Annotated in this window: 18 protein-coding genes; 12 read left to right on the top strand and 6 right to left on the bottom strand. The window is 55.5% G+C overall.

Annotated features, from left to right (window positions below; genetic code table 11):
- Window positions 1-2: 2 nt before the first annotated feature.
- On the bottom strand, window positions 3-872 hold the full coding sequence (locus tag IEW65_RS16125) for a TatD family hydrolase (RefSeq protein ID WP_188640479.1): 870 nt from the start codon (window positions 870-872) through the stop codon (window positions 3-5).
- A gap of 204 nt (window positions 873-1076) precedes the next feature.
- Here IEW65_RS16125 and IEW65_RS16120 point away from each other — a divergent pair, with 204 nt between their 5' ends.
- From IEW65_RS16120 to IEW65_RS16100, 5 genes are read left to right on the top strand one after another with little or no spacing between them, the layout of a single operon-like run.
- Complete coding sequence (locus IEW65_RS16120; protein WP_188640478.1) at window positions 1077-2306, top strand: ABC transporter substrate-binding protein; 1230 nt, start codon at window positions 1077-1079, stop codon at window positions 2304-2306.
- Window positions 2307-2349: 43 nt separating this feature from the next.
- On the top strand, window positions 2350-3897 hold the full coding sequence (locus IEW65_RS16115; RefSeq protein ID WP_188640477.1) for a fatty acyl-CoA synthetase: 1548 nt from the start codon (window positions 2350-2352) through the stop codon (window positions 3895-3897).
- Window positions 3897-5039, top strand: coding sequence for an acyl-CoA dehydrogenase family protein (locus IEW65_RS16110; RefSeq protein WP_188640476.1), 1143 nt, complete (start codon window positions 3897-3899; stop codon window positions 5037-5039). The genes IEW65_RS16115 and IEW65_RS16110 overlap by 1 nt, the downstream gene beginning before the upstream one ends.
- Window positions 5040-5089: 50 nt before the next feature.
- Window positions 5090-6274, top strand: coding sequence for a beta-ketothiolase BktB (bktB, locus tag IEW65_RS16105; protein WP_188640475.1), 1185 nt, complete (start codon window positions 5090-5092; stop codon window positions 6272-6274).
- Window positions 6275-6312: 38 nt separating this feature from the next.
- Entirely contained in the window at window positions 6313-7965 is a 1653-nt protein-coding gene (locus IEW65_RS16100) for a fatty acid--CoA ligase (RefSeq protein WP_188640474.1), read from the top strand.
- An 11-nt stretch (window positions 7966-7976) separates the two neighbouring features.
- Here IEW65_RS16100 and IEW65_RS16095 read toward each other — a convergent pair whose 3' ends face one another.
- Window positions 7977-8981, bottom strand: a complete 1005-nt coding sequence (locus tag IEW65_RS16095; protein ID WP_188640473.1) for an AraC family transcriptional regulator — start codon at window positions 8979-8981, stop codon at window positions 7977-7979.
- A 154-nt stretch (window positions 8982-9135) separates the two neighbouring features.
- On the opposite strand from IEW65_RS16095, the gene IEW65_RS16090 reads away from it, so the two are divergent.
- On the top strand, window positions 9136-11055 hold the full coding sequence (locus IEW65_RS16090; RefSeq protein ID WP_188640472.1) for an ATP-binding cassette domain-containing protein: 1920 nt from the start codon (window positions 9136-9138) through the stop codon (window positions 11053-11055).
- A 53-nt stretch (window positions 11056-11108) separates the two neighbouring features.
- On the opposite strand, the gene IEW65_RS16085 is transcribed toward IEW65_RS16090, so the two are convergent.
- Window positions 11109-11561, bottom strand: coding sequence for a universal stress protein (locus IEW65_RS16085; protein WP_188640471.1), 453 nt, complete (start codon window positions 11559-11561; stop codon window positions 11109-11111).
- A gap of 144 nt (window positions 11562-11705) precedes the next feature.
- Here IEW65_RS16085 and IEW65_RS16080 point away from each other — a divergent pair, with 144 nt between their 5' ends.
- Window positions 11706-12236, top strand: a complete 531-nt coding sequence (locus IEW65_RS16080) for a preprotein translocase subunit YajC (protein ID WP_188640470.1) — start codon at window positions 11706-11708, stop codon at window positions 12234-12236.
- 24 nt (window positions 12237-12260) lie between these two features.
- Here the strand turns inward: IEW65_RS16080 and slyA are convergent, their stop codons facing one another.
- Both slyA and IEW65_RS16070 read right to left on the bottom strand, forming a co-directional pair.
- Complete coding sequence (slyA, locus tag IEW65_RS16075; RefSeq protein ID WP_188640469.1) at window positions 12261-12713, bottom strand: transcriptional regulator SlyA; 453 nt, start codon at window positions 12711-12713, stop codon at window positions 12261-12263.
- A gap of 72 nt (window positions 12714-12785) precedes the next feature.
- Complete coding sequence (locus IEW65_RS16070; RefSeq protein WP_188640468.1) at window positions 12786-13943, bottom strand: DUF5924 family protein; 1158 nt, start codon at window positions 13941-13943, stop codon at window positions 12786-12788.
- Window positions 13944-14201: 258 nt separating this feature from the next.
- Here IEW65_RS16070 and fadB point away from each other — a divergent pair, with 258 nt between their 5' ends.
- Both fadB and fadA read left to right on the top strand, forming a co-directional pair.
- Window positions 14202-16388, top strand: coding sequence for a fatty acid oxidation complex subunit alpha FadB (gene fadB, locus IEW65_RS16065; RefSeq protein ID WP_188640467.1), 2187 nt, complete (start codon window positions 14202-14204; stop codon window positions 16386-16388).
- A gap of 24 nt (window positions 16389-16412) precedes the next feature.
- A complete protein-coding gene (gene fadA, locus IEW65_RS16060) occupies window positions 16413-17591 on the top strand; it encodes an acetyl-CoA C-acyltransferase FadA (protein ID WP_188640466.1) in 1179 nt (392 codons plus the stop codon).
- Window positions 17592-17675: 84 nt separating this feature from the next.
- Here the strand turns inward: fadA and IEW65_RS16055 are convergent, their stop codons facing one another.
- Complete coding sequence (locus IEW65_RS16055; protein ID WP_188640465.1) at window positions 17676-18137, bottom strand: flavodoxin family protein; 462 nt, start codon at window positions 18135-18137, stop codon at window positions 17676-17678.
- A gap of 133 nt (window positions 18138-18270) precedes the next feature.
- Here IEW65_RS16055 and IEW65_RS16050 point away from each other — a divergent pair, with 133 nt between their 5' ends.
- The 3 genes from IEW65_RS16050 to IEW65_RS16040 all read left to right on the top strand — a co-directional run bounded on the left by IEW65_RS16050 (window position 18271) and on the right by IEW65_RS16040 (window position 19835).
- Window positions 18271-18873, top strand: coding sequence for a hypothetical protein (locus tag IEW65_RS16050; RefSeq protein WP_308421472.1), 603 nt, complete (start codon window positions 18271-18273; stop codon window positions 18871-18873).
- Window positions 18874-18924: 51 nt separating this feature from the next.
- A complete protein-coding gene (locus IEW65_RS16045; RefSeq protein ID WP_188640464.1) occupies window positions 18925-19401 on the top strand; it encodes a YbhB/YbcL family Raf kinase inhibitor-like protein in 477 nt (158 codons plus the stop codon).
- 92 nt (window positions 19402-19493) lie between these two features.
- Entirely contained in the window at window positions 19494-19835 is a 342-nt protein-coding gene (locus tag IEW65_RS16040) for a zinc ribbon domain-containing protein YjdM (RefSeq protein WP_188640463.1), read from the top strand.
- The last annotated feature ends 118 nt before the right edge of the window (window positions 19836-19953 follow it).

The following is a 19953-nucleotide window of genomic DNA, read 5'->3' as shown; positions in this document are numbered from 1 at the left end:
TTTTAAGCGTCCGCTTTAATTCGGAAAAAACGCTGGGCGGTGCGAGTGGTCGCCGCGCCAAGCTCGGTATCACTCACGTCATGCCAGCGGGCTATTTCTTTAACAATCCAGGGCAGTAGCGCTGGTTCGTGGCGGCGTCCCTTCAATTTAGCAGGCAAATTGCGGGGCAGTAGGTAAGGGCAGTCGGTTTCCACCATTAGGCGGTCTAGCGGTATATCACGCACCATATCACGCAGGTGATGGCCTCTGCGCTCATCGCATATCCAGCCCGTCAAACCAATATGCAGATCTAAATCAAGATAGCCATGCAGCGTCTCTTGGTCTGCCGTAAAGCAGTGTATAACCGCCTGGCTAATGTCATTTCGCCAACTGCGCAGTATGTCTTGCATTCGCTTGCCGGCATCCCGTTCATGAAGAAATAGCGGCAGGCCGCTCTCTGCTGCCAGGGCCAGCTGCGCCTCGAACGCATGCTCCTGCTGCTCTGGGGTTGAAAAGTTGCGATTAAAATCTAACCCGCACTCGCCAACCGCCACGACCTCCGGCATACGGTAAAGCAGCTGCATTTCTTGGGCGACCGTGTCGTCCCACCCACTGGCATCATGGGGGTGAACGCCCGCCGTTGCGTAGACCCCTGTGTACTGCTGCGCCATCTGCACGGCCTGCTTAGCGTGGGCGACATCGGTGCCGGTCACGATAAGCGTCGTGACATTGGCTGCCCTGGCCCGCGCCAGCACATCACCCAGGTCGCGCTGGAAACTTTCATGGGTCAGGTTCGCGCCAATATCCACTAACGGGGTATCAGGGCGAAATTGCAGTGCTTCGGGTAAAAACGTATCGGCCTCAGTGCTTGCCAAACTGTATTCCTCCGCCATGTGTCATTAACGCTATTGTAACGCTGGCGGCCCACAACCCCTAATGCTCCGGCTGACTGCACCCGATACGAATGGCACGAATTGCAAAAAAACTGGCTTGTTAGGTAAACAGAAGCCGAGTGTTTACTTTTACTATGCAGGTGGTTCATCGAATAAATGCACAGTAAATACTGGCTTAATAACAACAATAGACAGGTATATATCATGCAACTATCACGTCGCTTCGCAATGACAGCACTATCAGCAGCGGTGCTTACGGCGGTCTACGCGCCTCAAGTAACGGCCAATGAAGGCATCTCTGATAATGAGATTCGGATTGGCTATTTGGCTGATATGTCAGGTGTTTACCGTGATCCCATCGGCCCGCTTGGCGAGGATGCCATTCATATGGCGATCGAAGATGTTGGCGGTAGCGTGCAGGGTGCCAATATCGTTGTCTTTAGTGCCGATGACCGAAATAGTCCCGATGTTGGCTCTAGCGTCGTACGTGAGTGGATCGATGAGCGCAACGTCGACATGGTCACAGGTTTGGTGGCGTCATCGGTCACATTAGCGGCAGTCAGTTTGTTGCAAGAGGCCGATAAGCTGGGCTTAGTGAATGGTGCGGTTTCATCCGGTGTTACCAATGAGCACTGCTCGCCCAATCATATCCACTGGGTTTACGACACCTGGGCAATGTCCAATGGTACCGCCAAAGCGATTACGCAAGAGGGCTATAAAAACTGGTACCTACTCAGCGCTGACTACTCGTTTGGGCATGCGCTTGAAGCGGACGTTGAACGTGTAGTGACTGAAAATGGCGGAACCATCGTAGGCCGCGCTCGTCACCCATTCCCCAACAACGATTTCTCATCGTTTATGTTACAAGCGCAAGCCTCTGGCGCGGATGTGATTGCCTTAAACAATGCCGGTGGCGACACCATTAACGCGGTACAAACAGCGGGTGAGTTCGGTATTACGCAGGCCGGTCAGGTGCTGGCAGGTATGGTGCTGTTTAGTACCGATATCCGCAGTATTGGTCTTGAGAATGCGCAAGGGCTGCAGTTTACCAAGGCGTGGTATTACGACCTTAACGAAGAGACGCGTGCCTGGGCAGAGCGGTTTCGTGAGCGCACGGGCAGCATGCCGACCATGGTTCACGCCGGGATCTATTCCAGTACGCGCCACTATCTAGAGGCCATTGCGGCGGTAGGAACCGACGACATACAAACGGTGCGCCAGCAGATGGCAGAGACACCGATTAACGATATTTTTGCCCAGAACGGCTATATCCGTGAAGACGGCCGCATGGTGCATGATATGTATCTCGTCGAAGTGAAAACACCTGAAGAGTCGGCCGATGCAGATGACCTTTTCCGCGTCGTGCGCACTATCCCAGCAGAGGAGGCGTTCCGGCCGCTGTCAGAAAGTGTCTGCCCATTGGTAACGGGTTAATTCATCGCTGAAGCCTTTTAGACGATAACAACAAGGACTTAGCATGACGCTCACCGACTCTATCCATCGTAATACCATTGGCGCTGCGCTTAACCGCAGCGCTCGTAAATACCCCCAGCAGCTTGCGCTGCGCTTTGCCGACCGTTCATGGAGCTATCAAGCCCTCAACGCTGCCGCTAACCGAGTGGCTAACGCTCTTTTGCAGGCGGGGCTTATCCCAGGAGACCGCCTCGCCGTCTATGGCAAAAACTCTGACGCCTATGTGATTGCTTGGCTGGCAGCGGTCAAGGCTGGGCTGGTGCATGTCCCGGTCAACTTTGCCCTGAGTAGTGATGAGCTTGGCTACATTTTGCAGCAGTCAGGCGCTAAGGGAGTACTGAGCGACGCCTCACTTGCTGACAAAGTGCGCGAGGCTACTCAAGCAATCACGTTGACGGTGAATGGCACCTTGCATGCTGTGGAGCCTAGCGGCTTCGACGTATTAGCCAGCGTCGAGTCGTCCCACTCAAGTAATGAGCCCGACGTAGCGCTAGAAGGGAGTAGCCTTGCCCAGCTGCTCTACACCTCGGGCACGACCGCCGCGCCCAAGGCCGCGATGATGAGCCATCAGGCGTTAATGGCAGAGTATATGGCGTGCATGGTGGAGCTGGATATTAAAGGCAGCGAGGCGATGTTGGCCGCATTGCCGCTTTACCACTCCGCGCAAATGCACGTGTTTTTGATGCCCGCGTTACTGCTGGGTGCCCCGGTCATTCTCCTCGAAGCGCCGCTGCCCGACAGCTGCTTAGCCGCGATGGCTCAATACCAAGTTGCTTCTTTTTTTGCGCCACCCACGGTGTGGATCAGTCTTTTACGCCATCCGCAGTTCGACCAGTACGATCTTTCTAGCCTAAAAAAAGCCTATTACGGCGCTTCTATTATGCCGGTGCCGGTACTGGAAGAGATGCAGCGGCGCTTTCCTGGCGTGGGCTTATACAACTGCTACGGCCAGAGCGAAATAGCGCCATTGGCGACTGTTTTACGACCTGAAGAGCATGCGGAGCGCCCAGCATCGGCGGGCCGTCCGATTCTCACGGTAGAAACGCGTATCGTCGATTTAGAGGGAAACGATGTCGCCCCAGGGGAACACGGCGAAATTATTCATCGTTCGCCACAGCTTATGATCGGCTACTGGGATAAACCTGAGATGACCTCAGAAGCTTTTCAGGGAGGGTGGTTCCACTCTGGAGATGTGGGGTATGTCGATGAGGCGGGCTACTTGTATATCGTTGACCGTATTAAAGATGTCATCAATACGGGCGGTGTGTTGGTGGCCAGCCGAGAAGTGGAAGAAGCCCTGTTTAAACACTCGGCAATTTCTGAAGTAGCCGTCGTCGGGCTGCCCGATGATAAATGGATTGAGGCGATTACCGCGGTGGTCGTACTCAAAGAGGGCGAAGATGCCAGCGAAGAGGAGCTGATCCAACACGCTAAGAGCATGATAGCCCCTTATAAAGTACCTAAGCGCGTGGTGTTTACTGACGAATTGCCAAAAAGCACGGCAGGTAAAATTCTAAAACGCCACCTGCGCCAAGAGCTCAAGGAGTCATGATGGACGAGCAGACACACATGCTTTTTCACACCATGATTACCCGCTGCTTAGCACAGGAAGTGGCTCCTTTTTATCAGCAGTGGGAAGACGCTGGGGAAATACCGCGTTCTTTATGGAAGGCGCTAGGCGCCGCGGGGCTGTTAGGCATTGATCTAGATGAAGCGTATGGCGGTTCAGGGGCCGATATTGCGGTGACACAGCTGGCACTGGAGGAGATGTCTCGCCAAGGTTTTGGTGGCCTTGCCAGTGCCTACAACATTCACGCCAATATCGTCATGCCCTATGTGCAGAATCTGGGGTCGCCTGAACAGAAAGAGACATGGCTGCCGCGCATGGCGCAAGGTGATTGCTTAGGAGCGATTGCCATGAGCGAACCCCACGCAGGCAGCGATTTAGCGGCGATGAAAACCCGAGCCACGCGTATAGACGATGGTTGGCTGCTCAACGGTAGCAAACTGTTCATCACCAATGGTCAGGTAGCCGACCTGGTCATCGTGTGCGCGAAAACAGACCCCAACGCTGGCGCAAAAGGGGTTTCGCTGTTTTTAGTGGACACCACGTTGCCCGGCTTTTCTCGTGGTAAGCCGATCAAAAAAATTGGCCAGCACGCTAGCGACACGGCGGAGCTGGCTTTTGATCAACTGAAACTGCCTGCTAATGCGCTATTAGGTGAAGAGGGCGAAGGGTTTCGCTACCTCATGCAAGAGCTGCCTCGGGAGCGTTTAGGCGTGGGTGCCCAAGCTTTGGGGGCAATAGAAGGTGCGCTAGCGCTAACGCTTGAGTACGTCACCCAGCGGGAAGCCTTTGGCCAGCGAATCGCCGACTTTCAAAATACCCGCTTTACGCTGGCGCAGATTAAAGCCCAGCTGGAGATGGCAAGAGCCTATTTTGAACAGTGTGTCGAACGGTATCGACAAGGCACCATGAGTAGCACCGATGCGGCTATTCTGAAATTACAGCTGAGCGAACTGCAGTGCCATGCGATTGATCGCTGCTTGCAGCTGTTTGGTGGCTACGGCTACACCCAGGAGTACCCCATTTCACGCTTTTATCTGGATGCACGGGTACAAACGATTTACGCCGGCAGCTCCGAGATCATGAAAGAGGTGATCGCGCGTTCGCTGCTGGGCAAGACCCTGTGATGCAAGGACCTGTGATGTTAGGGCCGGAGTATTGTTAACAAGGAGCATGTATGCAGCTGGATAGCGTAGTCATTGTGGGCGGTGCACGCACGGCCATTGGCGGGTTTGGTGGGGCGCTGTCATCCTTTGCCCCGCATGAGCTAGGTACCCTTACGGCCATAGAAGCGCTGCGCCGAGCAGGGGTGGAGGGCACGGACATTGATCACTCCGTGTACGGTCATATTATTACCACTGGCCCTGAAGATGCCTACTTGGCCCGTCATATTGCGCTCAATGCAGGTGCTCCCAAAGAAGCCGGTGCCTTTAATGTTAACCGGCTGTGCGGCTCTGGGGTTCAAGCGGTGGTGTCGGCTGCGCAGCAAATTGCCTTAGGCGACAGCCGGCTTGCTTTAGCAGGCGGTGCCGAGACCATGTCCCGTGGTGCCTACGTGTTAGCCCCCCAGGCGCGTAACGGTATTCGTATGGGCGACACAAGCATCCAAGATTTAACCCTGGGGGTGCTTAGCGACCCGTTCGGCAGTGGCCATATGGGGATCACCGCTGAAAATATTGCTCAGCAGTACGGGCTGAGTCGCGAGCAGTTGGATCAGTTCGCCCTCGATAGCCATCAAAAAGCAGCGCGGGCAATATCAGAAGGGCGTTTTGATACACAAATCGTGCCAGTTGAGGTGATGAAAGGTAAGCAAACGCTGACCTTTGCCCGTGATGAGCATGTCCGCGAGGGCGTTGAACTCGGTGATTTAGCGCGTCTAAAACCTGCGTTCAAACGCGACGGCGTGGTCACGGCGGGCAACGCCTCGGGTATTAATGATGGCGCGGCAACGCTGGTCTTGGCTCATGCCGAAGAGGCACAGACGCGGGGGCTGACAGTGCGTGCTCGGCTGCGGGTGGCCACCACGGCGGGTGTGGAGCCATCGCTGATGGGGTTAGGGCCTATTCCCGCAGTTAAGCGCTGCCTTCAGCAGGCAGGGCTTACGATCAACGATATCGATGTGATTGAATCCAATGAAGCGTTCGCTGCCCAAGCGATGGCGGTGGCCTCGACGCTCGGCTTTCCGCTAGAAAAGCTAAATCCTAATGGTGGAGCGGTTGCTCTTGGACATCCTGTGGGGGCAACGGGCGCTATTTTAATCTTGAAGGCGCTGCATGAGCTGGAGCGTATTCAGGGGCGCTATGGGCTTATTACGCTCTGCATTGGCGGTGGGCAGGGTATCGCGCTATTGATCGAGCGTTAAGCCGCCTAGGTATCTAACAACAATCAAAGGTATGTCTTATGTCGACGATAACGCCAAAACTGCTTCCTTCTACGTCCTCTGCCACTAACCCTCCCATGCTGATCAAGGATCTGCTGGAGTCGGGTGTGCGCATGGCGGGCAACAACCAAATTGTGTATCGCGATCAAAGCCGCCACGACTACCGCCGATTTCAAGAGCGGGTCCATCAATTGGCCCACCTGCTGACTTCACAAGGCGTTCAGGCTGGAGACGTGGTGGCCGTGATGGATTGGGACAGTCACCGTTATTTAGAGTGTTTTTTCGCCATCCCCATGATTGGCGCGGTACTGCATACGGTGAACGTACGTTTAGCACCCGAACAGATTCTTTACACCATGGAGCACGCAGAAGACGTTTTTGTGTTGGTGCATGAAGACTTTGTGCCTCTGCTGGAACCGCTGGCGCATCAGCTGCCCAACATTCGCGGTTACCTACTCTGCCAGGAAGCACCACAAGAGGTGGCTACATCGCTACCCCTGGTGGGGGAGTTTGAAGCGTTGCTGGCTGAGCAACCAAGCCACTACGACTTTCCCTCTTTTGATGAAAATGGCGTGGCCACGCTGTTCTACACCACCGGCACAACGGGCAATCCTAAAGGGGTGTTTTTTACCCACCGCCAGCTTGTGTTGCACACGTTAGGTGAAGCCAGCACGTTTCAAGCCCCCGGTTTTGAGCTGCTGAACCGAGATAAGGTGTATATGCCCATTACGCCGATGTTTCACGTGCACGCCTGGGGAGTCCCTTACACGGCTACGCTGTTAGGGGCGACACAGGTGTATCCGGGCAAATACGAGCCCGAGATGCTGGTGAAGCTGCTAGTCAGCGAAAAGGTCGATTTTTCTCACTGCGTGCCAACACTGCTCAATATGGTGGTCAGTGCCGAGGCGATTGCGTCGAAGAAGGTGGATTTAGCTGGCTGGAAGGTTCTGGTAGGCGGCAGCGCACTGACTCAGGCCTTGGCAAGTCGTGCCTGGGCGTTGGGGATCGATACCCGCAGTGCCTACGGTATGTCGGAAACGTGCCCGCTACTCACGGCCGATATTTTACCCAAAGAGGTCGCCGAAGCTGATTTTGAAAGCCAGTTGCCGTGGCGCTGTAAAGCCGGGCTTCCGGTGCCGTTTGTAAGGCTGCAGGTGGTCGATGTTGACGGTCAGCCGCTCCCCCACGATGGCAAAAGCGTCGGGGAAGTGCGTGTCCAAGCCCCGTGGCTAACCCAGGCTTACTATAAAGAAGAAAAGCGTAGCGAGGAGCTGTGGCGGGATGGCTGGCTGCATACCGGAGATGTGGGTTCTCTGGATGAGCACGGTTTCCTGGCGATTAGCGACCGTATTAAAGATGTGATTAAAACCGGCGGCGAGTGGCTGTCCTCATTGGAGCTGGAAAGCTATATCAGCCAGTGCCCGGGTGTTGCCGAAGTGGCGGTGATAGGCGTGGCAGATGATAAGTGGGGAGAGCGCCCGGCCGCGCTGGTGGTGCCAAGCGATCTCAAACAGCCACCTACCGTAGAGGCTATCCAGGGCTTTATGGAACAGTTTGTGGCGCAAGGTAAACTCAACCGTTGGGGCGTTCCTTCTCTGATTCGTATCGTCGATGAAATCCCCAAAACCAGCGTCGGTAAGCTAGATAAAAAGCGCATTCGTACCGAGATATAAGCGCGAACCTCTCACCCTGTCGCCTGTGCTTTACGGTAGGCGGCAGGGGAGTTGCCTGTCCACTGCTTAAAGGCGCGGCTAAAGCAGGCTAAGTCCTCAAAACCAAGCGTTTCTGCGATGGAAGATAGCGTCCGCTGACTGCGCGTTAAGGCTTGAATAGCGTAGTCACGCCGATACTCATCTTTGACCGCTTGAAAGCGCGTACCCTCCAGTTGTAAATGCCTCGATAGTGTCCGAACAGAGACATGCAGCGCCTCGGCGACCTCTTGTACGGTACACGCCGTTGGCAAGTGACGGCTGAGGTGCTCTCTTACCCGGTGGGTGGCTAAGCGGTCTTCAAACGAGACATAAAACCAGTCCGCCGGTGCGCGTTGTAAAAAAGCCCCCAGGTGCTGCTTGGTTTGCCGAATAGGGTGTTCTAAGAGCGACTTGTCGAAGTAAACAGCCGTTTGTGGTTGATCAAACTTCACTTTACCCGGATAAAAATAGAGGTAGTCGGCGCTGTGGGCAGGCTGCGGGTAGCTGCACTCCATTAATACGGGCGGTATTTTGCGAGCAATCATCCAGGAAGCGATGCCGTGGAAAAGTTTTAGCATTAGCTCATGGACTAAAATGCGGCTGCCTTGCAGCGGCGCATGCTCTTCCAGCGCCAGACGCGCCAGGTCGTTTTCAATCGTAAAGCTGTAGCCAAAATCATCCAGCAGTATGCGAAAAAACTGGGTATAGCGATGTAGGGCGACCTGCAGGGTAGGCGCTTCCAGCATACTTAAGCACAGCAGCTTGAGGGTGCCACAGCGTAGCGGGCGTGAGAAAAAACGCGGTGTTTCATCGTCTAGCTCAACGGCCAGCAAGCGGTAGAGCTCAGCGAATTGCTCCACGGTGACGCGCCCATTAGGGGCGCTGAGTAAAAAAGGTGAAATGCCTGCTCGTTCTAAATAGCGGGTGGGTGGCTGCCCCGCAGCGGTTAGGCCACGAAATAACTCATTAACAAAATGCATGGAGACCGTCACTGTCACGGTGATTTCACCTTACCCGCGTTTTTCAACACCGCTTTATTGTTGTTAATTAGCCTATGACGTTAGCACGTTGTTGGGCTTGGCTCTACAAGGGTGCATCGTAATTCGGATGCATGCGTTACACTGTGCGCCTCACGACGAAGGAGGACACTGCGTGACCCTGTTACGACTCGAACAGCTGCAACTCGCTTACGGCACCCAAGTACTGCTTAACCGCGCCGACCTAACGGTTGAAAGAGGCGAGCGGCTGGCGCTGGTCGGGCGCAACGGCACCGGTAAATCCACGCTACTAAAGCTAGTGGCGGGCGATATTCAGGCCGACGACGGCTCCATCTGGCGTGCGCCGGGCTTGAAAATTGGCGTGCTGGCCCAGGAACTGCCTGAATCATCGGGTATGACGATTTTTGATATGGTGGCGCAAGGCCTGCCCGAAGCTGGCGAGCTGCTGTCTGAATATCAGCACCTCATCAACGACCCCGACCCGGATATGAACCGCATGGCGACGCTGCAAACGCGCCTTGAGGCTATTGACGGCTGGTCGTTCCATCAGCGTATCGACGTAGTGCTAACCCGATTGGGCCTGCCGCCAGAAGCCGAGATGAGCGCGCTTTCCGGCGGCTGGCGTCGCCGGGTGGCGCTGGCTCGGGCGTTAGTCTCCGAGCCCGATTTGCTGCTGCTCGATGAGCCGACCAACCACCTGGACCTGGACACCATCGCGTGGCTGGAAGAGCAGCTACTCGCCTTTAACGGCGCGGTACTGCTGATCACCCACGACCGGGCGTTCCTGTCAAAGCTTGCCACCAATATCCTGGAGCTGGATCGCGGTAAGCTGGGCCGTTATCCCGGTGCTTACGCCGAGTACCAAGAGCGCAAGCAGCACGAGCTGGAAGTGGAGTCGCGTGAAAATGCGCTCTTTGATAAAAAATTGGCGCAAGAAGAAGTTTGGATTCGCCAGGGCGTGAAGGCTCGGCGTACCCGTAATGAAGGCCGGGTGCGTGAGCTTGAACAAATGCGCGTGGAGCGCAGCCAGCGCCGCGAGCGTCAAGGCACCGCCAATCTCACCGTGGACAGCGGCGAGCGTACCGGTAAGCGGGTTGTCGAGCTGAAAGGTGTTACGCAGCGCTTTGGTGACGAGGTCATCCTGGGCAATGTGAATCTAGAAGTGATGCGCGGTGATCGTATTGGCTTCCTTGGCCGTAACGGTGCGGGTAAAACCACGCTATTGAAGATTTTACTGGGCGAGCTGGCACCTACCGAAGGCAGCGTGCAGTTAGGCACTAACCTGAAGGTGGCGTATTTCGACCAGCTGCGCGCCGGGTTAGAGCTGGAAAAAACGGTTTACGATAACGTCGCCCAAGGTAGCGACCGGGTCAGCGTGGGTGGTAAAGACCGCCATGTTATGAGCTACCTGCAGGACTTCTTGTTCACCCCAGATCGCGTGCGTCAGCCGGTAAAAGCGCTATCCGGTGGCGAGTCCAACCGCCTGCTGTTGGCCAAGCTGTTTACCCAGCCCGCTAACGTGCTGGTACTTGATGAGCCCACCAACGACCTAGACATGGAAACGTTGGAGCTGCTTGAAGAGCTGCTGCTTGATTTTGATGGCACTCTGCTGCTGGTTTCCCACGACCGAACGTTCATGGATAACGTGGTCACCAGCATGCTGGCCTTTGAAGGCGAAGGGCGCGTGCGTGAATACGTGGGCGGCTATACCGACTGGATTCGCCAGGGCGGTAAATTGCCCCCTGCACCGTGGGAAGGCGCGGCCCGTCAGCAAACCGAGCCCACCAGCGAGGCCGTTAAGAAAGCCGCTCCAGCCCCAGCGGCGGAACCGGCTAAAAAAACCGTTAAGCTCTCTTACAAACTACAGCGTGAGCTGGATGCGCTGCCCGCTGAGATAGAGCGGTTAGAGAGTGACGTGGAAACGCTTGAGCAGGAGATAGGCGACCCGGCGTTTTATCAGCAGGATGCCACAGCGGTAACCGCCAAGTTGCAAGCGCTAGAGAAGGTGCAGCAGGCACTGGAAGTCGCAATGGAGCGTTGGATGGAGCTTGAGGCGATGGCCAACGGTGAATAACCCGTCGCATTAGCTACCAAAGGCCCCGAGAGGGGCCTTTGGCGTTAGGTGTTCTACTCGTCGCTTTTTTCGCCTTTTTTACCTACACGAACGGCTAACACGTCGCACTGAGCACCATGTAACACGCCCGTAGACGTGGAGCCGAGCAGTAGCGCAAAACCGTGGCGACCATGAGAGCCGACCACGATCAGGTCAACATTATGCTCATCAGCAAAACGGTGAATTTCGGTATCTGGCATACCCACCACCACGTGCTGATCGGCGGCCTCTATATGAGGTGCGGCAATTTCAGCTAAACGCTTCTTCGCGTGGTCATCTAGCTGATCTTGAATACTGGTAAGGTCCATGGGGATATCGCCACCGTAGGCGAAACCCAGCGGTTCCAGGGTATGCATGATGGAGATTTTGGCACCATTGTTGCGTTCAGCAATGGCGACCGCACGCTCAAGAATTTTGTGTGAATCTTTGGTGAGGTCAACGGCAACCAGGATATGGCGATAGCTCATGGCGTATCTCCTTGACGGTGTGCAACAAAGAAAGCCTTTGTTAGATACTTTTACTCTAGGCTGGCAGCTGCATCTTAACAACGACCTAGATCATGGTTTTTTGAAATCACCAATTCAGTTTGACGAAAGAGGGTGGATGCTGCAATGGAATGGTTAATCATCATTTTTATTCTGATGTTTGTGATTACGCCGGTGATGTGGCTGAAACCAAGCCCACGCCAAAAACGGCAAATGGCACTGCGTTCAAGTGCAGCGAAGCAGGGGGTGACCGTCAAAATGGCAAAACCACCTCTGCACCATTTTCGAGGGACGATGCCGTCCTATCGCTGGCGTTATGCGCAAGACACGCCTGGCCCCGATTTCATGTTGGTGAGAGACTCTAACGCCAGCGAGGCACTAGCGCCTTATCATGCTGGCTGGCGCTGGCGCATTGCACCGCTAAGGCCGTTACCGGAAGCGGCGAGTATTCACCTGCAAACGCTGCTAGAACGTCTGCCTCAAGATGCGTTAGTGCTGGAGTCAAGTGAATACGCGCTAACGCTGTGGTGGTGGGAATCGCAAACCGCCGAACGCTTTACCACCTATTTGGCGGATATTGAGCCACTGAAAGCGGCGCTGAGCGGGCTGTCTGACCGGCCACCTGCAAAATCGCTGGGTGCAGGCGGCGCAGTATAGAAAGAAGAAAAGCGCGAGCTTCTCTTAAGCCGTGGGGCCGTCCTGGTCCCTGGCTTGGATGGTTAATCCGTTAGCTTCGATAAGGGCAAGCCACTTATCCAGCTGGTCTAAATCCTGCTCACTAAGGCCTGCCAGCATCTCCTGGCGGGCGGCAAGCACAACGCTGTCGATCTGCTCTAGCAATGGCATGGCCGCTGGGGTGAGATAGATGCGCTTGCTGCGACGGTCGTTGTCGCAAGCGCGACGCTCGACTAATCCCTGCTCTTCGAGCTGGCCCAAGGTGCGCACGAGTGATGGTGCTTCAACGCCAATCGCTCGGGCCAGATCGCACTGTGGGTTACCTTCACCGAGTTTCCATAGGTGGTACAGCGTCACCCAGCGGGTTTGGGTCAAGCCCAGCGGTGCTAACCGGCGGTCAAGAATCGAACGCCACAGGTGTGGCAAACGAGCAATACGAAAACCAATAGTTGATGCCATAGGTAACTAACTACCAAAAAGTGTAAGTAGGCGAATTGTCATAAGCCACGCCGCTGAATGCAAGGCGTTATGCTACTCGGGCTCAGATGCATCGCTTTGAGTGCTGCCTTTCCCAGGGATAAAGCGGCGTAAATTAAGCCCGCTCAACCCGCTAGGCTGAATAGTGCTGTCTGCGACGGTTGCTTGTTCAGCATCTTCTGATACGGTAAACCGAATCAGCCCCAGCCGCTGGCCACCGTCTGTCATAATATCGACCCGCCACTCCCCCGACGGGTCCTGCGGGAAATTTCGCTTGTGGCTCCATGCACGGTAACCCTGTTCACGTCCGCCATTAATCGCCAGCGCCACAATGTCCATCTCTACGCCATTATGATGCCACGCATGGTAGATAGTTTCGCTTAACCCACGGGGTGCGCGAATGGCGGTATATACATACAGACCGTTACTGCGGATGGCCTCTGGCGTCAGCGCCATGGTGCCTTGAGGCGTGCGTTGCTGCGTATCAAAAGCGGGAGATAGCGCCGTGCTGGTCATCCACAGACTCGCTGGCGGCACCCAAACGCGGCCCATCCAAGCGGCATAGGCCAATACCACGGTTAAGGCAAAAAAGCCGACCCAACGAGCGAGTGAGCGTTTTTTTAACAAATGCCAAAAGCTTGGTAGGGCTACCAGCACGGTTAATACCAGTGCCAACAGCAGGCTCTGTGCCGTGGTGAGATGCAGCATGATCGGCAGAATGACCAGTAGCACTAAAAAGACGCACTGGGCATGAAACATAAAATAGAGGCTGCGCCATCGCCCTGCGAGCTTGTAATAGAGCGGGTCAACAATCGACCAGATCGCCATGCCTATTACCAGCAGCGCAAAAAGTGCCTGTCCGCTGTTCCAAACGGTCGTTACCAGGATAAATGGCAAGGTAAAAAAGAGCGTTTCCTGGTGAATCATCTGCGCAATAAAGGCGGTGACGCCCTTAGGCAGCGTCGGGTGGCCGCGGTGGGCTAGCCAGCGCCCAATCAAACTCTCAGAGAGCAGCAATAGCCAGGCAAACAGCAGCCCCAGGGCCAACGCCGCGCCTAGCCACTGTTGGCGGTCTACTAGGAAAAAACTGCCTAAACCCGCTGCAAACGCCATGGGCGGCCATAGCCAGCTCCAGGGCTTTAAGCGCTCCACGACTCTTTCCACGCGCGCTTGCAGCGCAGCCATTCGGGCGGAAGTGAAGAGTGTACCCATAGCGTTAAAAACTCATTAATGAAACGTATATGATCGTTGGGATGGCGAGTAAAGTCGATGTGATACGTCATCTTGCCTTAAAAATGCGCAAGAAACGTGGGCATTGTGTGTGTTCTATATTTGCCGAGTGGGTTAGCCAAAAGTCAGGGCTTGACGTACTCGAGTAACTCAACCAAGCTAAGGCAATCAAACGACCGTATGAAATGCGTGGCGGGCACGCTAATACCGTGCCAGCCCGAACTTGTGGAGAGAGCGCGGATGATCTATCAAGGCAATGCCATCACGGTGGAGCGTCGGGACACCCAAGGTGGCAATGACATCGCAATGCTCACTTTCGATTTGAAAGATGAGTCCGTCAACAAGCTATCCAGCGCCGTTGTGGCAGAGCTGGGCGATGCGGTAAAAGCGATTCAGGCCGAAAGCGGCTTGAAAGGGCTCATGATCCGCAGTGGTAAAGACGCCTTTATCGTCGGTGCTGATATCACCGAATTCCACAGCCTATTCGACAAAGGCGAAGAGTATCTGGTGGAGATGAACCTCAAGGTTCATGACATCTTTAATGCCATCGAAGACCTGCCTTTCCCTACCGTGACGGCGATCAACGGCTTGGCGCTCGGCGGCGGTTGCGAAGTTCTGCTGACCACCGATTTCCGCGTGATGAGCGAGAAGGCCAAGATTGGCCTGCCGGAAACCAAACTGGGCATTCTGCCGGGTTGGGGCGGCTGCGTGCGTCTGCCGCGCCTGATTGGTGCCGATAATGCCGTTGAGTGGATTGCCGGTGGTACTGAAAACCGCGCCGATGCGGCACTTAAAGTGGGTGCTGTGGATGCGGCTGTTGCCCATGAGCTGCTAGAAGAAGCGGCGCTGGATATTCTTGACCGCGCCAACGCAGGCGAGCTGGACTACCAAGCCCGTCGGGAAGAGAAAAAATCACCACTGAAGCTCAATGCCATTGAGCAGATGATGGCGTTTGAGACCGCCAAAGGGTTCGTGGCTGGCAAAGCGGGCCCTCACTACCCCGCGCCGGTTGAAGCGATCAAGGTGATTCAAAAGGGCGCTGGCGAAGCCCGCGCCCGCGCGCAGGCCATCGAAGCAAAATCCTTCGCCAAGCTGGCGCTGAGCAGCGTTGCCTTCAACTTGGTAGGCCTGTTCATTAACGACCAAGTCGTTAAAAAGAAAGGCAGCAAGTACGAGAAACAGGCACAGCCGGTGAAACAAACCGCCGTGTTGGGCGCTGGTATTATGGGCGGCGGTATCGCCTACCAAAGCGCCAGCAAAGGCACGCCTATCTTGATGAAAGATATCAAGGACGACGCCATCGAGCTCGGCCTGAAAGAGGCGCGCAAGCTGTTCTCTAAACAGGTAGAGCGGAAAAAGCTCACCACCGAGCAGATGGCCGAGAAACTCTCTAACATCCGTCCGACGCTCTCTTACGGCGATTTCGGTAACGTCGATTTGGTCGTCGAAGCGGTGGTCGAGAACCCCAACGTCAAAGACGCCGTGTTGACCGAAGTGGAAGGCATGGTGGGTGAGAACACGATTCTGACCTCCAACACCTCGACCATTTCGATCAACCGTCTGGCCAAGAACTTAAAACGCCCGGAAAACTTCTGCGGTATGCACTTCTTTAACCCGGTGCACCGTATGCCGCTGGTGGAAGTCATTCGCGGTGAGAAGACCTCCGAGGCAGCCGTGGCCGCCACCGTGGCTTACGCCCGCGCCATGGGTAAAACACCGATTGTTGTTAACGACTGCCCAGGGTTTCTGGTCAACCGCGTACTGTTCCCTTATTTCGGTGGCTTTAGCTTCCTGGTTGAGCAGGGCGCCGACTTCCAGCGTGTTGACAAGGTAATGGAGAAGTTTGGCTGGCCCATGGGGCCCGCGTACCTGCTGGATGTGGTCGGTCTGGATACCGCCGTTCACGCCAATGAAGTGATGGCGGAGGGCTTCCCGGATCGCATGGCACGTGAAGGCAAAACCGCCATTCAGGTGATGTACGACAACAAGCGCCTGGGCCAGAAAAACGATAAAGGCTTCTACGCCTACGAAGAAGATAAGAAGGGTAAGCCGAAGAAAGTCAGCGACGAGCAGGCTTACGCGCTAGTGAAAGAGGTGGTGAAAGAGCAGAAAGAGTTTTCGGATGAAGACATCATTGCTCGCATGATGGTCCCGCTATGTCTGGAAACCGTACGCTGCCTGGAAGATGGCATTGTCGAGACGCCAGCAGAAGCCGATATGGCGCTGATCTACGGCATTGGCTTCCCTCCCTTCCGCGGTGGTGCGCTGCGTTACATCGACGCGCTGGGCGTGGCTGAGTTTGTCGCGCTGGCCGACCGTTTGGCAGAAGAGCTGGGGCCGCTTTACGCACCCACCGAGAAGCTGCGTGCCATGGCACAGAATAACGAGCAGTTCTACGCTGGCACCACGGCAAGCGCTCAGGCCTAAGTCACCACCCACAGGAGAAATAAGATGAGTTTGAATCCGAGAGATATCGTGGTGGTTGACGGTGTTCGTACCGCCATGGCGAAAGCGAAAAATGGCGCTTTCCGCAACGTCCGTGCTGAAAACCTTTCCGCTGCTGTGATGCAGGCGCTGTTTACCCGTAACCCCAACTTAGACCCGTCGGAAGTAGACGATGTGATCTGGGGCTGCGTTAACCAGACGCTGGAACAGTCCATGAACATCGCCCGCAACGCGGCGATCATGACCGGCATTCCGCGCTCTGTGCCTGCGCAAACGGTCAACCGCCTGTGCGGCTCTTCAATGACCGCGCTGCATATCGCCGCTGCGAACATCAAGGCGGGCATGGGTGACTTCTATGTGATCGGCGGTGTGGAGCACATGGAGCACGTTCCCATGGCCCACGGGGTCGATGTAAACCCTGCAGCGAGCAAGTACGCTGCCAAAGCGGCCATGATGATGGGCCTGACGGCCGAGCTGCTGGGTAAAATGCACGGCATCTCCCGTGAAGATCAGGACAAGTTTGGCGTGCGTTCGCATCAGCGTGCTCAAGCGGCTATGGAGAAAGGCTACTTCGATAACGAGATTATCGGTGTAGAAGGCCATGATCAGCGCGGCTTTAGAATGATGTTCAAAAACGACGAAGTCATCCGCGCCGACGCCAGTCTTGAGTCCATGGCGAACCTGAAGCCCGTGTTTGACCCTCGTAACGGTACCGTTACTGCAGGTACTTCCTCGGCGCTGTCGGTGGGTGCATCTGCCATGGCGGTCATGAGCTACGAGCGCGCCCAAGCGCTGGGGCTGGAGCCGATTGCTAAAGTGCTCTCGACCGGTGTGGCGGGGTGTGATGCCTCCATCATGGGCTATGGCCCGGTGCCCGCGTCTAAAAAAGCACTAAAAGCGGCAGGCTTGTCCGCTGCGGATATTCAAACCGTCGAGCTGAACGAGGCGTTTGCCGCTCAAGGCCTGCCGGTGCTGAAGGACCTTGGTTTCCTGGATGCCATGGACGAAAAAGTGAACCTAAACGGCGGCGCGATTGCGCTGGGCCACCCGCTGGGCTGCTCCGGTTCGCGTATCTGCACTACACTTTTAAACGTGATGCAGCAGCGCGACACCACGCTGGGCTTAGCCACCATGTGTATCGGTATGGGGCAGGGCGTTGCAACGGTGTTTGAGCGTCTGAAGTAATACGCTCGACCTGCTTTTCAAAAGCAACAAAAACGGCACCTTCGTGGTGCCGTTTTTCGTTTTAAAGCACTTTAAAACAGACCTTTAAAACAGCCCGTTATCCAGCCCGGCGGCCATGGTCATGCCCAGCTCTTCGGCTTGGTCGATAAACGCTTCCTGCCACTCACCGCGTAATGTCAGCGGGGCTTGTACCCAGCGCCAGCGTAGCCCGGTAATAATACTTTCCACCGCGCGTTGAGTGCCTGTGCCATCGTGCCCTGCGCGAATATAAAGCGCGCAGGGCAGGCCTTGCTTCTCTGCTAATACGCGGTAGTAACTGCGGTCGAAAAAGTCCTTAAGAGCGCCGCTCATGTACCCGAGGTTTTCGGTCGTTCCCAGCACAATGCCATCGCAGGCAAGGATGTCCGCTGGCCCCGCCTCGAACGGTGTCTTGACGGTGCACTCCACCGCCTCGATATCCTCGTGCTTGGCACCGCGCAGAACGGCACCGCATAGCGCCTGGGTATTGACGGATGGGGTATGGGCGACGATTAATAGGCGTTTCATGGGCAGGTCTTCAGGGCAATTGGCGGTGAGGGCAAGAGATGCCACACTGTTAGCACTTCATGACACAGCCTAGCGGCCCGACAGCAAGTGAATCAAACGCTTTTAAAAAGCGTGCAAGATGAGGTGTTCAGTGGTGAACGATCAACAAGGGAATCGCGTCATGCGTCAGCAGGCCAACCATTTAGGGATAGTCAGTATTTTGGCAGTTACCCTGCTACTAGCTGGGTGTGCAGGGCAATCCAGTGCGCCCACTACCCGTGCACCCACGAGTAGTGGGGCCGCTCCTGCGGCGAGCAGTACGCAAGAGCCTACTGCACCCACCTCTCATCAGCCTGCTAGGGCAGGGCAAGCACAGGATTGGCGGCCGCCTCTGCTCACCAGTCCGGAGGAAGAGGCGGCCTACTACGTAAGCCGGTTAGCCGACCGCCGGTTTGTGGGTCAATATGGCGGCTTTGATAACCCAAGACCCTGGTATATCGCTGCCGAGCGCCTGGGTGAAATAGGCATGCCTGCCGTTCCGCTGCTGTTTGCAAGGCTCAACACCAATGACCCATATGAACTCATGCTGGCGCTCTACGCGCTACAGTTAGCCACACAAGACCCGCTTGTGACCTTCCAAACCGGTGGGGAAGCCGTTCAACTGCCAACGGTGCTTGACCCGAGTGCGAATGCGGAAAATCGACGCATCGCTCAGCAGTGGTGGGAGCGCCATGCAGCACAGTTGGAGTTGCGCTAATACATTCGCTACATTGACCTTGCCACGTATCTAGTCGATTAGGAGAGCTCTATGGCATTTGCACTATCTACCATGCAAGTCACCAGCACAGCCTTTGGCAACCACCAAGCGATTCCTGCCAAGCACACGGGTGAAGGCGACGATGTTTCCCCTGCACTCGCTTGGCAAGGAGCACCGGAAGGCACCAAAGGGTTTGCAGTGATTTGCCACGACCCTGACGCTCCGCTGGTGAAAGAGGGCAGCTACGGGTTTGTGCACTGGGTGCTCTACAACCTGCCGGGGGATGTGACGTCGCTGGATGAAAACACCACGCTAGGCACGTTGGGTATGGCTGATTTTGGTAAACCTGGCTACGGCGGGCCCATGCCCCCAGAAGGCCACGGCAGCCACCTTTACTATTTCTGGGTGCTGGCGCTGGATGAACAAACAACGCTACCTGAAGGGCTGACGCTGCCTGAATTGTTGAGCGCCGTTGAGCCTCACTTGTTAGGTATGAACCGTCTCGTCGGCACCTACGAGCGCGCCTGATTTACCTCCCCAGGCTGGAGCATTCTGCTCAAGCCGTGTAGGCTCCATCGCTTTCTACGCCCTGCGTATTTGTCTGCTGCGATGGAGCCTTTATGAGTGACCTGCCTAATTGTCCTGCCTGTGCCTCTGAGTTTACCTACGATGATGGCATTCAATATGTCTGCCCAGAGTGCGGTAATGAGTGGTCGAAGAGCGGTGAGCCTAGTGATGCAGAGGCGGGGTCAGGTATTCGCGACGCAAACGGCAATATGCTTGCCGATGGTGACACCGTGACGGTGATCAAAGACCTTAAAGTCAAAGGCAGCTCATCCGTCGTGAAGGTGGGCACCAAAGTAAAGAATATCCGCTTAGTGGATGGCGACCATGATATCGATTGCAAAGTCGACGGTATTGGCCCCATGAAGTTGAAATCGATATTCGTCAAAAAAGCTTAATCCAAAGCGCCTGCGATTCATCCGCGGGCGTTTTTTTGTCTGGTGGTCGGCGTCATAGCTTTCCTAAATGATAATGATTGGCTTTTTTGATGTTATCAGCTGCGAACGTGCCAGGAAA

The organism is Vreelandella lutescens (genome assembly GCF_014640815.1).
Taxonomy (GTDB): domain Bacteria; phylum Pseudomonadota; class Gammaproteobacteria; order Pseudomonadales; family Halomonadaceae; genus Vreelandella; species Vreelandella lutescens.
Note: the sequence above shows the minus strand (reverse complement) of the source record. Positions and strands in the feature narration are given on the sequence as shown.

What these genes read in the sequence shown, in the direction of transcription:
- IEW65_RS16125 (WP_188640479.1), bottom strand. Translation starts at nt 872, where the DNA reads ATGGCGGAGGAATACAGTTTGGCAAGCACTGAGGCCGATACGTTTTTA.
- IEW65_RS16120 (WP_188640478.1), top strand. Translation starts at nt 1,077, where the DNA reads ATGCAACTATCACGTCGCTTCGCAATGACAGCACTATCAGCAGCGGTG.
- IEW65_RS16115 (WP_188640477.1), top strand. Translation starts at nt 2,350, where the DNA reads ATGACGCTCACCGACTCTATCCATCGTAATACCATTGGCGCTGCGCTT.
- IEW65_RS16110 (WP_188640476.1), top strand. Translation starts at nt 3,897, where the DNA reads ATGGACGAGCAGACACACATGCTTTTTCACACCATGATTACCCGCTGC.
- bktB (WP_188640475.1), top strand. Translation starts at nt 5,090, where the DNA reads ATGCAGCTGGATAGCGTAGTCATTGTGGGCGGTGCACGCACGGCCATT.
- IEW65_RS16100 (WP_188640474.1), top strand. Translation starts at nt 6,313, where the DNA reads ATGTCGACGATAACGCCAAAACTGCTTCCTTCTACGTCCTCTGCCACT.
- IEW65_RS16085 (WP_188640471.1), bottom strand. Translation starts at nt 11,561, where the DNA reads ATGAGCTATCGCCATATCCTGGTTGCCGTTGACCTCACCAAAGATTCA.
- IEW65_RS16080 (WP_188640470.1), top strand. Translation starts at nt 11,706, where the DNA reads ATGGAATGGTTAATCATCATTTTTATTCTGATGTTTGTGATTACGCCG.
- slyA (WP_188640469.1), bottom strand. Translation starts at nt 12,713, where the DNA reads ATGGCATCAACTATTGGTTTTCGTATTGCTCGTTTGCCACACCTGTGG.
- IEW65_RS16070 (WP_188640468.1), bottom strand. Translation starts at nt 13,943, where the DNA reads ATGGGTACACTCTTCACTTCCGCCCGAATGGCTGCGCTGCAAGCGCGC.
- fadB (WP_188640467.1), top strand. Translation starts at nt 14,202, where the DNA reads ATGATCTATCAAGGCAATGCCATCACGGTGGAGCGTCGGGACACCCAA.
- fadA (WP_188640466.1), top strand. Translation starts at nt 16,413, where the DNA reads ATGAGTTTGAATCCGAGAGATATCGTGGTGGTTGACGGTGTTCGTACC.
- IEW65_RS16055 (WP_188640465.1), bottom strand. Translation starts at nt 18,137, where the DNA reads ATGAAACGCCTATTAATCGTCGCCCATACCCCATCCGTCAATACCCAG.
- IEW65_RS16045 (WP_188640464.1), top strand. Translation starts at nt 18,925, where the DNA reads ATGGCATTTGCACTATCTACCATGCAAGTCACCAGCACAGCCTTTGGC.
- IEW65_RS16040 (WP_188640463.1), top strand. Translation starts at nt 19,494, where the DNA reads ATGAGTGACCTGCCTAATTGTCCTGCCTGTGCCTCTGAGTTTACCTAC.